10 protein-coding genes and 1 tRNA gene are annotated in these 13,709 nt (G+C 60.8%); 10 read left to right on the forward strand and 1 reads right to left on the reverse strand.

Features of this window, described 5'->3' with window-relative positions; translation table 11 throughout:
• The first annotated feature begins 643 nt into the window (after positions 1-643).
• The 9 genes from KGJ62_07875 to rodA all read left to right on the forward strand — a co-directional run bounded on the left by KGJ62_07875 (position 644) and on the right by rodA (position 8,006).
• Positions 644-1,129, forward strand: coding sequence for a DinB family protein (locus KGJ62_07875; GenBank protein ID MDE2126492.1), 486 nt, complete (start codon positions 644-646; stop codon positions 1,127-1,129).
• Positions 1,130-1,310: 181 nt separating this feature from the next.
• Positions 1,311-1,400: transfer RNA gene (locus KGJ62_07880), tRNA-Ser, on the forward strand.
• Positions 1,401-1,479: 79 nt separating this feature from the next.
• Positions 1,480-2,931 carry a PIG-L family deacetylase gene (locus KGJ62_07885; protein ID MDE2126493.1) on the forward strand — a complete coding sequence of 484 codons (1,452 nt, stop codon included), beginning with the start codon at positions 1,480-1,482 and terminating at the stop codon, positions 2,929-2,931.
• Positions 2,925-3,539 carry a nicotinate-nucleotide adenylyltransferase gene (gene nadD, locus KGJ62_07890; protein ID MDE2126494.1) on the forward strand — a complete coding sequence of 205 codons (615 nt, stop codon included), beginning with the start codon at positions 2,925-2,927 and terminating at the stop codon, positions 3,537-3,539. The genes KGJ62_07885 and nadD overlap by 7 nt, the downstream gene beginning before the upstream one ends.
• A 23-nt stretch (positions 3,540-3,562) precedes the next feature.
• Positions 3,563-4,039 carry a ribosome silencing factor gene (rsfS, locus tag KGJ62_07895; GenBank protein ID MDE2126495.1) on the forward strand — a complete coding sequence of 159 codons (477 nt, stop codon included), beginning with the start codon at positions 3,563-3,565 and terminating at the stop codon, positions 4,037-4,039.
• 21 nt (positions 4,040-4,060) lie between these two features.
• Positions 4,061-4,981 (forward strand): tetratricopeptide repeat protein, encoded by a 921-nt coding sequence (locus KGJ62_07900; GenBank protein MDE2126496.1) that lies wholly within the window; start codon positions 4,061-4,063, stop codon positions 4,979-4,981.
• A gap of 13 nt (positions 4,982-4,994) precedes the next feature.
• Positions 4,995-5,681, forward strand: a complete 687-nt coding sequence (gene gmk / locus KGJ62_07905; protein MDE2126497.1) for a guanylate kinase — start codon at positions 4,995-4,997, stop codon at positions 5,679-5,681.
• Positions 5,674-6,894 (forward strand): bifunctional phosphopantothenoylcysteine decarboxylase/phosphopantothenate--cysteine ligase CoaBC, encoded by a 1,221-nt coding sequence (gene coaBC / locus KGJ62_07910; GenBank protein MDE2126498.1) that lies wholly within the window; start codon positions 5,674-5,676, stop codon positions 6,892-6,894. Before gmk ends, coaBC begins: the two co-directional genes overlap by 8 nt.
• The gene (rodA, locus tag KGJ62_07915) at positions 6,891-8,006 is read left to right on the forward strand and encodes a rod shape-determining protein RodA (GenBank protein ID MDE2126499.1); all 1,116 of its coding nucleotides are present in this window, start codon (positions 6,891-6,893) and stop codon (positions 8,004-8,006) included. The genes coaBC and rodA overlap by 4 nt, the downstream gene beginning before the upstream one ends.
• Before the next feature lie 6 nt (positions 8,007-8,012).
• Here rodA and sucC read toward each other — a convergent pair whose 3' ends face one another.
• Positions 8,013-9,164, reverse strand: coding sequence for an ADP-forming succinate--CoA ligase subunit beta (gene sucC / locus KGJ62_07920; protein MDE2126500.1), 1,152 nt, complete (start codon positions 9,162-9,164; stop codon positions 8,013-8,015).
• Between the two features lie 342 nt (positions 9,165-9,506).
• Between sucC and rpoB the strand changes: the two genes are divergently transcribed.
• The gene (gene rpoB / locus KGJ62_07925) at positions 9,507-13,628 is read left to right on the forward strand and encodes a DNA-directed RNA polymerase subunit beta (GenBank protein MDE2126501.1); all 4,122 of its coding nucleotides are present in this window, start codon (positions 9,507-9,509) and stop codon (positions 13,626-13,628) included.
• The last annotated feature ends 81 nt before the right edge of the window (positions 13,629-13,709 follow it).

A 13,709-nucleotide genomic window follows, 5' to 3' on the forward strand; every position in this document is an offset into this window, starting at 1 on the left:
AAGAGGCGTGCTCTCCCGGCTGCGAGACCTTCGCGACACCTTAACCGCCATCACCAGCTTCGTGGCGCCAGCGACGATGCGTGGCCTCGTTGACCTGCTCCCGGTTGGGCCGCCGGGCGTGTTCGTGAGCGGAGTCAAACTTTACACAGGGCATATCCACTTTGATAATGGGCTATGGGGGCGGCGACCGAAGAGTGGATGGAAGGCACGGACCCCGAAGAACCGGTCCGGACGGGCACGGGACAACCGCAGATCGGCGCTCGCCAACCTGCAACAAGAACCGGGAAAACCGCAAGCATTGAAAGATGTGTTCATCCCCGTCATCGCGGTCGTCGCGTGTGTTGGCTCGCACAGCCTCAGAGGCGATTGCAGCGCATTTTGAGAGCGGCGATTCTGCGAGAATCGCCGCTCTCAGTCGCGTTGCAGCGCGGGCCAACCGTACGATATCCCGGCAGCATTGCGATGCTGCGACGGGTCTGTGGCGAACCGGCCCTGCCGGTTCGTCGGGGCGTTTGACAGCGGATTTGCACGTTCGCGGCCGTCATCCGCGCTGCCGCCAGACATTGAGAAGGCTCAGGTCCTTACTCCGCGCTAGCAGCGCGATCCATTGCCGTTGAGGGCGTACGGCGGTGTATAATGCCGTGTGCCCACATCACGCAGAGACATCATCAAGGGCCGGCTCGCAACGGCCCGCAAGTGGCTCGATTCGGTAACCGTTCGCCTCACGCCAGACCTGATGGACTGGGCGCCGGCCGAAGGCATGCGCACCGTGGGCGGTCAGCTTGCAGAAATCGTGAGTGTTGAGCTGCCGCTCGTTCCATTTATGAAAAACGGCGTAGCGATGACCGATGCTGAAATGAACGCCGTTGTTGGGGATTGGGACGACTTGGAGAACATGAAGCAGAAGCTCGTTGATATCCGCAACTCCACCTTGCTGTATCTCGCCTCGCTTTCGGAAGCGGAGTTGGACGCGCCAAGTACGGTCAGTGAGGACTGGTATGGCTGTTTCTGGCAGCCAGGCGAGCCGCGTGCCGAGCATTTTGTAAACATCGCCGAGCACGAGTACTACCACGCCGGCCAACTTATCTCCTATATGTGGTTCAGAGGCGATGATCCCTACCGATGGTGAGTGCCGGAGCCGGACTGGAGCATGCGCCGTCGCCGGCGCGCATTAAACGGTATTCGCGCGGTAGCGGCCACAGCTTTCGGGCTGCGACGCAGCCATACCAGAGACGGCAACGTTATGCCGGCACAAACCTTTCCGGCTATGGCCCGTAGCAGCGGGTAAACTAACCAGCCGCGCACACTACGGAGTGATGTCCGAGTTGGTCTAAGGAGCACGACTGGAAATCGTGTAGCGGGCGAAAGCTTGCTCGAGGGTTCGAATCCCTCTCACTCCGCGTTTAGCCGCTGCGCCCGCACCTTGCCGGGCGCAGAAACTGCAGAACCTTGACAGAACGCTTCCGGCCAGCCTCCCGATTGGTACGTCGCGCTATCCGCGCGCTGATTCTGGGCCTCACCGTGGTGCTGGTCTACTTCGGTGGCCAGGGCGCGGCCTTCGTTTACCGGCACCACCTTGCCAATGAGGTGGGCGACGCGTGGCACTTTGCGCCCGTAGCCGGGTTCTCGCGCCGTACCCGTTTCCTGGTGATTGCGCCACACCCGGACGATGAGGCGCTGGGCGCCTCCGGCGCTATCCAACAGACGCTCGAGGCGGGCGGCGCGGTCTGCGTGGTGGTTGTAACCAATGGCGATGGCTTTGCCACTGCCGTCAAGCGTCAGTTCCGCACGATGACCCCAACGCCCGCCAATTATGTGGCGTTTGGCGAAATGCGCCAGCAAGAGACGCTGCGCGCCATGCGCGTCCTTGGCGTACCATCAGCCAACGTTGACTTCCTCGGTTATCCCGATGGTGGCGTCAACCATATCTGGATGAACCACTGGTCGCCGCTCGATCCCTATCTATCGCGAGATACGCGCAGCCGGCGATCGCCCTACACGCTGGCATATCGGCAGGGCGCACCGTATTGTGGCGCCGCCATTCTCGCCGACCTTCGGCAGATTATGGTGCAGTTTCAGCCAACCGTGATTGCCGTATGCCATCCCGATGAGGATCATCCGGACCATCGCGCAGTAGCGGCGTTCACCGACCTTGCTCTACAAACTGTGCGCGACGGGCCGAGTCCGCCGGCATGGTCCCGTTCGGCTCTGCTTATCCACTATCTCATCCACCGCGGCGACTGGCCGCTGCCGCAGGGCTTGGACGCCCGCGACCCGCTCCTTCCGCCGGCCGAAATGGCAGCGCTGGATACGCAGTGGCGAGAGCTTCCAGTTACCACCGGCCAGGAGGAAAACAAGGAGCAGGCGATCCGTATGTACGCAACGCAGATGGCGATTATGCAGCCGTTTCTGCAATCGTTCGTCCGCGCAACCGAACTGTACGGAACCATACAAGAGGGTTCCGTCCCAATACTTGCCAACCAGGCCGGACTGCAGCACGTTCAGTGGTCGGCAGTGGTGCCGGCGCTCCTCGACCCGGTGCGCGACAACATGCTGGCAGATCTGCAGGGCAGCGGAGACATTCGTGCCCTGTACGTATGTCACGACAGCCGGCGCGTCTATTTCCGGATGGAGCTGCGGCAGCGGCCAACTCAGGCGTTCCGGTACTCGTTCACCGTGAGGCCGTTTCGGGAGGTGGACTTGAGTCCGGACGCCGCTCTGGAAGTGGATGTTGGCGCCGGTGGCAAGAACGTAGCGGATCCCCCCGGACTGACCACGAAATGGACCTCGGACTCGGTGCAGGCCAGCGTGCCGATCGCCGACCTCGACCCGTCTACGGACCATCCTCTCCAATTCATCAGCATTTCCGGCACCGCCTCGCTAGCGGGAGTGACTGTGGATGTAACCGGCGCCCGGATCCTCGCTTGGTAGGTGCCGGAAACCAGCAAGTTCGGATTGGTGTTCTCGGCGGGGTGTTCAATCCGATCCACTTTGGGCATCTGCAGGTTGCCGAGGAAGCCGTTCGGGTATTGGGACTTCATACGCTGCTGGTTATGCCAAATGGCTACCCGCCGCACAAGTTCGGCGAAGCGCTGGCGCTGCCCGGTCATCGGCTGGCGATGGCGCAGTTAGCCATTCTTGGCCACCAGCGATTTGAATGCTGCGAAATCGAGATGGCGCCACCGGGTCCGCACTATACCGTTGATACCATGAGTGCGCTATTGCTGCGCTACCCAGGCGCCGACTTCTGGCAGATAATTGGCGCAGATACGCTGCCGCAACTCGCCGGCTGGCGCGGCATCGACGCACTTTGCAAGATGGTCCGGTTTTGTGTTGCAGCGCGTGGTTGTGCTGAACCGGCCGCGCATTCTGTGGCTTCCGTACCGTACCGTGGTGCACGCGTAACGGCCCTCGAGATGCCACCGAATAGTATTAGTTCCAGCGATATCCGGGACCGTGTTCGACGAGGCCAGTCGATCCGTGAGCTAACACCGGCCGCCGTTTGCGAGTATATTGAACAGCACAATCTGTATCGCTGATGGCGTGCGCGGGAGATGAGCCGATGCCGGCGCGTAAGAAACAGGCCGAACAAACTACCGATTCTGAGTTCCGATGCCGTCTGGTGGCCGCAGCGGCCGACTCACTGCGCGCGTCCGACATTGTGGCGCTGGACCTACGTCCGCTCACAATCATTGCCGACTTCTTTGTGATCTGTACAGGCAAATCCAGTGTGCAGATTCGCTCCATTGCCGACCGGATGGAGGAGCGAATGCGCGCACAAGGTTACCGGAAGCACCGGATTGAAGGATATCGCGACGGCACGTGGATTCTTCTGGATTATGGCGACGTGGTTGCCCACGTGATGGCCGCCGAAGCTCGTGAATTCTACAATCTGGAGACGTTCTGGGCAGCGGCCGAGCGCCTGGAGTTGGTGCTGGACGTTGAGTCCACTGCCACCCCACCGGAGCTGCCGGCCGTGCGGACCACCTCCGCTCGCACGCGTACAACAAAGAGCCCGGCGCTTCAAATCCAGACCTGATCGCGGTACGACGACGCTGCAATGGAAACTCCGGAAGCGCATCAGAGCTCGAACCCGACGCCTGCCACCGGATCTGGTAACGGCGACGCGATACGCGACGACCCACAGCAGCGACGTAAGGTAGAGGCGGAGTTGGCGCGTCTGGGACTTGCTCCAGACGCCATCCGCCGCTTCGTGGATAGTGACGCGCATGCTGCGGACCGCCCTCCAGCAGATATTGCCAAACCACGAGCCGCTGCGGTCGGAAAAGCGTCACTTGAATCGCTTGCAGCGATGGCCGCCGAGTTGGCAGCAGCCAATGCGTCCAAACGACTGGAAGAGCTGAAGCAGGTCGATTTGGGCCTTCCACCGGTTCGCGAAGTGACCCGTGAGGAGGCCGAACGTGCGGAAACGATGCTGCGCGAGGCGCAGATGCTTCGGCGACGCGAAAAGTGGAACGATGCCATCGCCAAATGCCACGAAGCAATCAACGTGGCCCCTACCGACGCGGCCGGGATCGAGATGCTGGGCGACCTCTACCAGAGCGTTGGACGAGTCCAGGAAGCCATGGCGGCATACAAGCATGCGGTCACCATCAATCCCAAGCGAGTAGGCGCTGAGCGGAAGTTTGGGGATCTTCTCATGCGGCAGGAGCAATGGTCGCACGGTGATCCGGAGGCGATGCCGGTCAATCCCTTCGCGGCCGTTCTACTCTCCATGCTCATCCCGGGCGCCGGACAGATCCACAATCACGACACGCTCAAGGGCATTGTCTGCCTGGTGCTTGACGGCGTATTCGGCTGGGTGCTCACGGCTACGTCGGTCGGCTTTCCGGCGTTTCGAACCGGGCGAGGGCTCCATACCACCCCGTTTGTTACGATGGCAGTTGCCGGCATATACTACATTGCGGTTTTGATGGACGCAAACCTCGTGGCACGCGCTGGAGGTAAACATCGCGACTGATTTTGATGCCCCGATGACTACAGACCAGTCGGCAGCGAATCGCGGTATCGCCTGGGGCCGATGCGTACGTTCCGCTGGGCGGCTTTTCGTGCTCAGTGGTCCATCGGGCGTGGGTAAGGACACGCTCTTTGCACAGTCGCGCCAGCAGCTGAGCCAGATGGAGCGAAGCGTCAGCTGCACCACGCGGAAGCCGCGCCTGGGTGAGCGCGACGGCGTTGACTACCACTTTTGGAGCGAGGAACGTTTCTCCGAATCGGTAAGCAGCGGAGATTTTCTCGAATCCGCGGAATATGGCGGCAACTGGTACGGCACGCTCCGGGATCCGGTGGTGCACTTGCTGTCTACGGGCATCGACGTGATGCTGATTATCGAAGTGAAGGGCGCGCTAAAGGCGCGGGCAAGTATTCCCGATGCCGTGTTGATCTATGTAGCGCCACCCAGCTTCGCCGAACTGCGACGGCGGCTTGAGAACCGGCCCGACTTTAGCGCCGAGAAGATCGCAGCCCGGCTGGCGATAGCCGTTGAGGAGCTTGCCAGCGTTCCGGAGTACGACTACCTGATTGTAAACCAGCAACTGGATGCGGCCGCTGCGCAGCTTTCGGAGGTGGTGCGTTCAGAGCGCCTTCGCATCGATCCGGTGGCCGCGGCATCCCTGGCGTCCGGCCTTCAACGCGAGCTGGTGGCGCCACGAAATGGCTGAGCATTCCGGGCCGTCGATCCTGTTGTGTGTTGGCGGCAGTATAGCGGCATACAAAGCCGCGGACCTCTGCAGCGGCCTGCTGAAGCTGGGCGCTGAGGTGACCGTGGCCCTAACGGCCTCCGCGACGAGATTCATAGGGCCGGCCACGTTCCGCGGCCTGACAGGCTCGGATCCGCTGACCGACGTATTTGATGAGCCGATCGCGCACCGGATGGCACACATTGCAGTGGCGCAACACGCCGCTCTGGTACTTGTAGCGCCAGCGACGGCAAACCTGCTTGCCAAAATGGCTGCCGGCATCGCCGATGACATCGTTACCACATGCTTGCTGGCTGTGCCCAAACAGACACCGGTGCTAGCTGCACCAGCCATGAACACGGCGATGTGGGAGCATGCCGCAACGCGGGCCAATGTTGAGCTGCTGCAGAAGCGCGGGGTGCAGTTGATACCGCCCGACTCCGGCCTTCTTGCATGTGGCGATATTGGCGAAGGACGGCTTGCCAACGTGGCCACGATAATGGCCGAAGTACAGAGCCGCCTTGCTGTGTCCACCAGCCTCGCCGGCCTACGTGTGCTGATTACCGCCGGCGCCACGCGTGAGCCGCTGGACCCCATCCGGTTTCTATCTAACCGCTCCAGCGGAAAGATGGGCTTTGCCCTCGCCGAAGTTGCCAGGGAGCGCGGCGCCGCTGTGACCGTCCTGGCAGGCTTCACCACGGCGCCAGAGCCGGCCGGCATCCGCGTGGTGCGCGCATCGTCAGCAGCAGAGATGCATGCTTTGGCGCTCGACCTGTGCGGCGAAACCGATGTGATTATCGCGGCGGCCGCGGTAGCCGACTACACGCCCGTGGCGCCCGCCTCGGCAAAACTGAAGAAGCTGCAGAGCGGCGAGAAGCTGACGGTGGAGTTCGTGCGAACGCCCGACATCCTCGCAGATATCTCCGCGGCACGTCGCCCGGGCCAGACCATCGTGGGCTTCGCCGCCGAAACGCACGACCTCGCAGCCCATGCGCGCCAGAAACTAAAATCCAAGGCACTCGATCTGGTGGTTGGAAACAACGTAATGCGCCGCGGCGCCGGCTTTGAGACCGACACCAATGCCATTACCATCATCTGGCCGGACGGGCGGAGTGAAGAGCACGATGTGATGCCAAAGCGGGCTGTTGCCGATCGCATCTGGGATGCGATTGAGCTTGCGCGCCGAAGTTCGTGATTGCGCAGCTGCTCGATTCTCGCTACCGGCGCACGGTGGATTGGGCGCTTTTTGCCATTACCGCAGTGCTGTGCGCACTCGGCATTGTGTTCATCTTCAGCGCTACCCGCGGCCTTCCGGGCGAGGCCTGGAAAAAACAGTTGTTGGCAATTGTGCTTGGCTGCTTTGCGCTGGTCGCTGCGATGCGCGTCGATTTTCATCGCTATACGCGCTACTGCACCCGCCTGTACGTTGCCACCCTGATTCTCCTCATTATTGTGCTGAAAGCCGCACCGGCAACCAACGGAGCCGCCCGCTGGATCCGCATCGGAGGCTTTCCGTTTCAGCCGTCCGAGTTTGCGAAGCTCGTCGTCATCTATGGCCTGGCTGTTTTCCTCAAGAACCGGCAGGAAGAGATCGGCGAACTCCGGACGGTGCTGCTCTCCCTGGCGTGGGTAGCTGTACCGATGGCTCTTATCTTCAAGCAGCCGGATCTTGGTACAGCGCTGGTCATATTTGCAATATGGCTAGGCATGGTGTTCATGGCCGGTGGTCGCCTCCGGCATATCGGCGGTCTCCTGGCGATTGGCGCCGTACTGTTCGTGGGGCTCTGGTTCAGCGGGCGGGTGTTGAAGCACTACCAAAAGAACCGGCTCATCGCATTTGTCAATCCGGAAGCCGAACCCAAGGAGGCCGGATATCACATCCTTCAGGCGCGCATCGCGATCGGTTCCGGCCAGATGTGGGGCCAGGGCTACCTCAAAGGCACCGAGGTTCATGGCGGGTATATACCGGAGCGGCAATCGGACTTCATATTCACCGATATCGGTGAAGAGTGGGGCTTTGTAGGCGCACTCGCCGTTATCGGCCTTTACGTAGCGCTATTGTGGCGCGGTGCGCTTGTTGTGGCGGCGGCTTCACAGGATTTTCTCGGCCAGATGATCGCCACCGGAATCGTAACGATGTTGGCAGTGCATGTGCTGGTGAATATCGGCATGAATGTGGGCATCATGCCGGTAACCGGGGTGCCGCTGCCGCTGATCTCGGTGGGGGGCAGCAACGTCGTCTCTACACTTATCGCCGTGGGCCTGTTGCAATCGGTAGGCATCAGGCACCACCGCCTGCTCTTCTAGCCCCAGCTACCTCGACAGGGCGACGATCCGCGCGGCAGCCTCTTCCATGGTTGCCATCGGGATGAGGCGGCTGCCTTTGAGAATAGCGGCCCCCTCCTCGGCGCGCGTGCCGGCCAGGCGAACCACAATCGGCAGCTTCAACTCCACACCATCGATCGCGCTCAGTATGCCGTGCGCCACCTCATCACAGCGCGTTATGCCGCCAAAAATGTTGATGAGGATGCCGCGCACGTTCGTGTCACTCATCACCAGGTTGATGCAGCTGCGAACACGCTCGGCTTGCGCTCCGCCGCCTACATCCAGAAAGTTAGCGGGAGACCCACCCGCGCGCTTCACCTCGTCCATGGTTGTCATGGTGAGGCCGGCGCCGTTGCAGATGATGCCGATATCTCCACCTAAATGCACGTACGCAATATCCTGTTTGTGGGCCTCGGCCTCTATCGGATCCTCTTCCGCCGATTCGGCCCACTGCGCCAGTTCCGGATGGCGGAACAGAGCGCTGTCATCCACCTCAAACTTGGCGTCGGCGGCAACTACGGCGCCATCGGCCGTGATGGCTAGTGGATTGACTTCAACGAGCGCGCCATCCATGGCGGTAAAGCACTTGTAGAGCTGCGCGCCAAGCGTTACGATTCTATTGACAGCCGCGCGGTTAAGACCGGCGCGGTACGCTGCGTCTCGCAGGGCAAATTCGCACAAGCCGACGAGCGGATCGACGTCCACCTTTACGATGGCCTCCGGCGTCTCTTCAGCCACCTGCTCTATATCCATGCCGCCCTTGGCGCTCAGCATCACCACGTTATGGCGGGTTGTCCGGTCCGGCACAATCCCAAGATAGTATTCGCTCGTAATCTCAATGGGCGCTTCAATAAGCAGCCGGTCGATGCGGAGGCCGTCCGGCGCCTGTTTGGTCTTGAGAAGCATCCCCAGCAGTTGGCCGGCGACCTCCACAGCCTCTGATGCCGAGTGCACCACACGAATGCCACCGGCTTTGCCCCGGCCCCCAGTATGGACCTGGGCTTTCAGCACACCGGCGCCGCCAAGCCGCTCAACGGCCGCGGCGGCCTCAGCGGCTTCGACGATGACCCCGGCATTTGCCGGCACGGCCACGCCCCACCGTGCGAAAACCTCTTTTGCCTGATACTCATGCAGTTTCAACTTGGTACACTCCGGAACGGAAGGTTTAGGCGCCGGCGGCCTGCAAAACTTGCAACATCTGGCGCAACATTCCGAATAGATTCGTATTTATAGTCTAGCGGCTTTGCCATTTTGGCGCAACAGGCGCCCAGACCTCGTTCGGTTGCAAATCGGGCGGCTGGCGGGAGGCGTGTATTACCGCTGCATCACACTTGAATACCCATTTGGGTTTCACACACCCTGCCGACACGCGCCAGTGGCGAAACGGTCGGCGTGACCGGCCGTTTTGAGGCTTGACGCCATTGACCGGTATGTGCGCAACGTGGTAAACTATCGTTTCGTGTTCAGAAATAGGAGGGCTTTCTGTTGAAGGAAATTCAGCACGCCACCAAGCGTGTTTCCCACGTGGTCGAGATCCCCAGCCTGGTTGAGCTTCAGTTGGATTCGTACAAGTGGTTTCTGGAAGAAGGCCTGCACGAGCTATTTGAGAGCTTTTCGCCCATTCGAGACTTTCAAGGCAAAACCGAGATCTATCTCGAAGATTTTACCATTGGCGAGCCGAAGTACTCGGTGGAGGAGTGTCGCGATCGCGACATGACCTTTGAGGCGCCGATCAAGGCCTCCATCTCAGTTGTACACTCCAACGACGAGCGCGTAAGGAGCGAGGTCTATCTCGGCGATCTGCCGCTGATGACGGATAAGGGCACCTTTGTCATCAACGGCGCCGAGCGGGTGGTGGTAAGCCAGCTGGCGCGCTCGCCCGGCGTCTACTTTGAAGATGACATCTCGTATTCGGGCAGGTTTCTCTACCACGCCAAGATCATTCCCCAAGAGGGCGCGTGGATTGAAGTGGAAGCCGACGATGACTGCAAGGTAACGCTGCGCATCGGTCAACTGAAGAAGATACCGCTCACCACGCTGCTGCGCGCGCTGAACGAGTTTGCGCCGGCTCGCCTGCCGTTGCGCATGCCGATATCGGCGGCGATCAACAGCGCCTTGATCTATTCCAAGCCGAATCTCGTAGACGGCTCGCCCGACAAGGGTCCAGTCGCCAGCGGATTCCTGACGCGCGTCTTCGCCGAGGCTGTTGCGGATAGCAAAACCGGCGAGGTTCTCGCCAGCGCCGGCACAGCCGCCACGCAGGCCCGCCTCACGGAACTGGCTGCAAAGCTTGGCGACAGCCACGAGGTGGTGGTTGAAACGCCCAGCGTCACCACGCTGGATATCGTACGCGCATTCGGCCAGAAGGCAAAACTCACCGAGGTTACTCCCGAAGCGCTCACAGGAGTGCGTTTGGCTCAGGATGTTACTGACGCCAAAGGAAAGGTGATCGCGCGCGCCTACCAGGCGCTGGACCGTACATCGGCGACCGCCATTAGCGAGTTGGGCCTGGATTCGGTAGATATCATTCAACTGAGCCCTTACGTAGCGGCGACGCTGGCGATTGACATCAACAACGAGCCTGACCCGGGCAAAAACGACGACGAAGCCTACAGGACGTCGGTGATTACGCAGGCGCTGCTGGATATTCAGAAGACGGTGCGACCCTCCGAGCCGTCCACGTATGAATCGGCGCGCACCCTCATCCTTGGCACGTTCTACGACCCTCGTCGCTACGACACCGCCAAGGTGGGACGGTTCAAGATCAACAAGAAGCTGGAGCAGACGCTTCCCCTTTCCGCCCGCACTTTGTGCAGGGAGGATCTTGTCGGCATTCTGCGATACATCATCAATCTGAACGCCGGCAAGGGCACCAAAGACGATATCGACCATCTCGAGAACAAGCGCGTTCGTAGTGTAGGCGAGCTGCTGGCGTCGCAGCTGCGCATGGGCTTCATGCGGATGGAGAAGGTAGCCCGCGAGCGGATGGCCTCTGCGGATGCCGAAAACGTCTCCGCACAAACGGTTCTCAGCGTCAAGCCGATCAGCGCCAGTATCAAGAGCTTCTTCGGCAGCAGTCAGTTGAGCCAGTTTATGGATCAGACGAATCCGCTGGCAGAGATTACGGCAAAGCGCAAGCTCTCGGCGTTGGGGCCCGGCGGCCTGTCACGCCAGAGCGCCAAACTCGAGGTGCGCGACGTTCACCACAGCCACTATGGGCGCATCTGCCCCATCGAGACGCCGGAAGGGCCAAACATCGGCCTCATCGGCTCGCTGGCCGTGCACGCTCGCGTTGACGAGTATGGCTTTATTGAAACGCCCTATCGAAAGGTAAATGGCGGCGTGGTGACCGGTGACATCGTCTGGATGACAGCCGATGAGGATTTCCGCTACCACATAGCACCCGCGAACCTGAAACTGGACGAGCACGGACGCTTTGAAGAAGGCGAAGTGCAGGTCCGCTTCGAGGACGCTTACCCCGTGGTCAGCCGCTCCAAGGTGGAGTACATGGATGTGGCGCCCGTGCAGCTCATCTCCATTGCCACCGCCATGATTCCGTTCATCGAGAATGATGAAGCCACGCGGGCACTGATGGGCGCCAACATGCAGCGGCAGGCCGTTCCCACCTTGCGGCCCACCGCCCCGATTGTGAAGACCGGCATGGAACGCCGGACTGCCCGGGATTCCGGCGCGATGATCCTGGCGCGGCGCAGCGGCGTGGTGAAGCGCGTAACCGCGGACCAGATCGACGTGCTCACGGAAGACGGCAAGATAGACAACTATCGGCTGATCAACCTGCTGCGCTCCAACAACTCTACATGCATCACGCAGCGTCCCGTGGTCAACAACGGGCAGCGCGTTCGCCAGGGTCAGGTGCTTACCGACGGTCCGTGTACAGATCACGGCGAGCTGGCGCTGGGCCAAAACGTGCTCGTTGCGTTTATGCCCTGGGGCGGTTACAACTTTGAAGACGCCATCCTGCTCTCCGAGCGGCTGGTCAAAGACGACGTTTTCACGTCGATCCATATCGAAGAGTTTGACCGCGAAGCGCGCGACACCAAGCTAGGACCGGAAGAGATCACGCGAGATATCCCCAACGTGGGTGAGGAGATGCTCAAGGATCTGGACGAAGACGGCATCGTCCGCATCGGCGCCGAAGTGCACCCGGAAGATATCCTTCTCGGCGAAGTTGCACCGAAGGGTCAGGGCGAGTTGACGGCTGAGGAGCGGCTCATCATCGCTATCTTCGGCAAGAAAGCCGAAGAGACGCGCGACGTTTCGCTGCGCGTTCCCCACGGCAACGGCGGACGTGTGGTGGATGTGAAGGTTTTCAGTCGCTTCAAGTATCAGGGCTCGCGAGATCGGCGGATCTACAACTTCTGCAAGAAGGCGACCGACGGTGAGCAGGATTCGAGCGGCGGCGACCTGCTGCGGCTTCAGGCAGACGAACTGAATCCGGGCGTGAACATGATGGTCCGTGTCTACCTGGCGCAGAAGCGCAAGATCATGGAAGGCGACAAGATGGCGGGTCGTCACGGCAACAAAGGTGTTGTCAGCAAGATCCTGCCGACGGAAGACATGCCGTTCCTGCCGGACGGCACGCCGGTGGACATCGTGCTCAACCCGCTCGGCGTCCCATCGCGAATGAACATCGGACAGGTGCTTGAAACACACCTGGGTTATGTGGGCCACCACCTGAACTGCACATTTGTGAGCCCGGCGTTCGAGGGATCGACCGAATCCGAGATACGCGGCGAAATGTGGCGCCTGGCCGAACACTTTCGCAAAAGCGTGCTGGAGAATTACGTCAACAGCGAACTCCGCCTGGATATGCGCTTCAGTTCCGGCGCGGCCACCGGCGACATGCTGCTGCAGATCGGCGAGCGCCTGCAGTCGCTGAATCCGGAAGCACTGGAGGCGGTGAGTCGCATTGTGGGTGGCCCGCCTGTGCCCATTCCCCAGCCGGCTGAAGATGGCGCTCCAGCCGGGCCGATGGGCCCTGACTACGACGTATCGGCAATCGTGGAGCGCATCAAGGAAAACGCCTGGGCACGCGCCAGCTATGATCCGCTTACCGGCAAAACGCGACTGGTTGACGGACTGACCGGCGAGTTTTTCGATATGCCCGTAACCGTAGGCATTATCTACATGCTGAAGTTAGCCCACCTTGTGGATGACAAGATCCATGCCCGGTCAACCGGCCCATACTCGCTGGTTACACAGCAGCCGCTGGGCGGCAAGGCACAGTTCGGCGGGCAGCGGTTTGGTGAAATGGAGGTGTGGGCGCTGGAAGCATACGGCGCGGCGTATACCCTCCAGGAGATCCTCACCATCAAATCCGACGACGTGCAGGGCCGCGTCAAAACGTACGAGAGCATCGTGAAGGGCGACAGCATCCTTGAGCCGGGCGTTCCAGAGTCGTTCAAGATCCTGGTTAACGAACTTCAGAGCCTGGCGCTCAAGGTTACGGTTCTGGATGCCGCAGATAACCCGATCGATCTGCGCGACCACGATGACGACCTGGACCGGCACGGCGACCCCGTGAAGAACCTGACGCGTCAGCGGTCGCGCGGATTGAAGATGGAGTCCGACGACGTCTTGTAGCTTTACCGGATCAACTTCCGCCGACCTCTCAACCCTTTCGCGCGGCTGAGAGGTCGGCGCTACCTGTCTCTGTTTGAGCAT

This window comes from Armatimonadota bacterium, assembly GCA_028871815.1.
GTDB lineage: Bacteria > Armatimonadota > Chthonomonadetes > Chthonomonadales > Chthonomonadaceae > REEB205.

Bases quoted from the DNA above. Each gene is read 5' to 3' on its own strand.
- rsfS (MDE2126495.1), top strand. From the start codon at position 3,563: ATGCCGGCGCGTAAGAAACAGGCCGAACAAACTACCGATTCTGAGTTC.
- KGJ62_07900 (MDE2126496.1), top strand. From the start codon at position 4,061: ATGGAAACTCCGGAAGCGCATCAGAGCTCGAACCCGACGCCTGCCACC.
- gmk (MDE2126497.1), top strand. From the start codon at position 4,995: ATGACTACAGACCAGTCGGCAGCGAATCGCGGTATCGCCTGGGGCCGA.
- coaBC (MDE2126498.1), top strand. From the start codon at position 5,674: ATGGCTGAGCATTCCGGGCCGTCGATCCTGTTGTGTGTTGGCGGCAGT.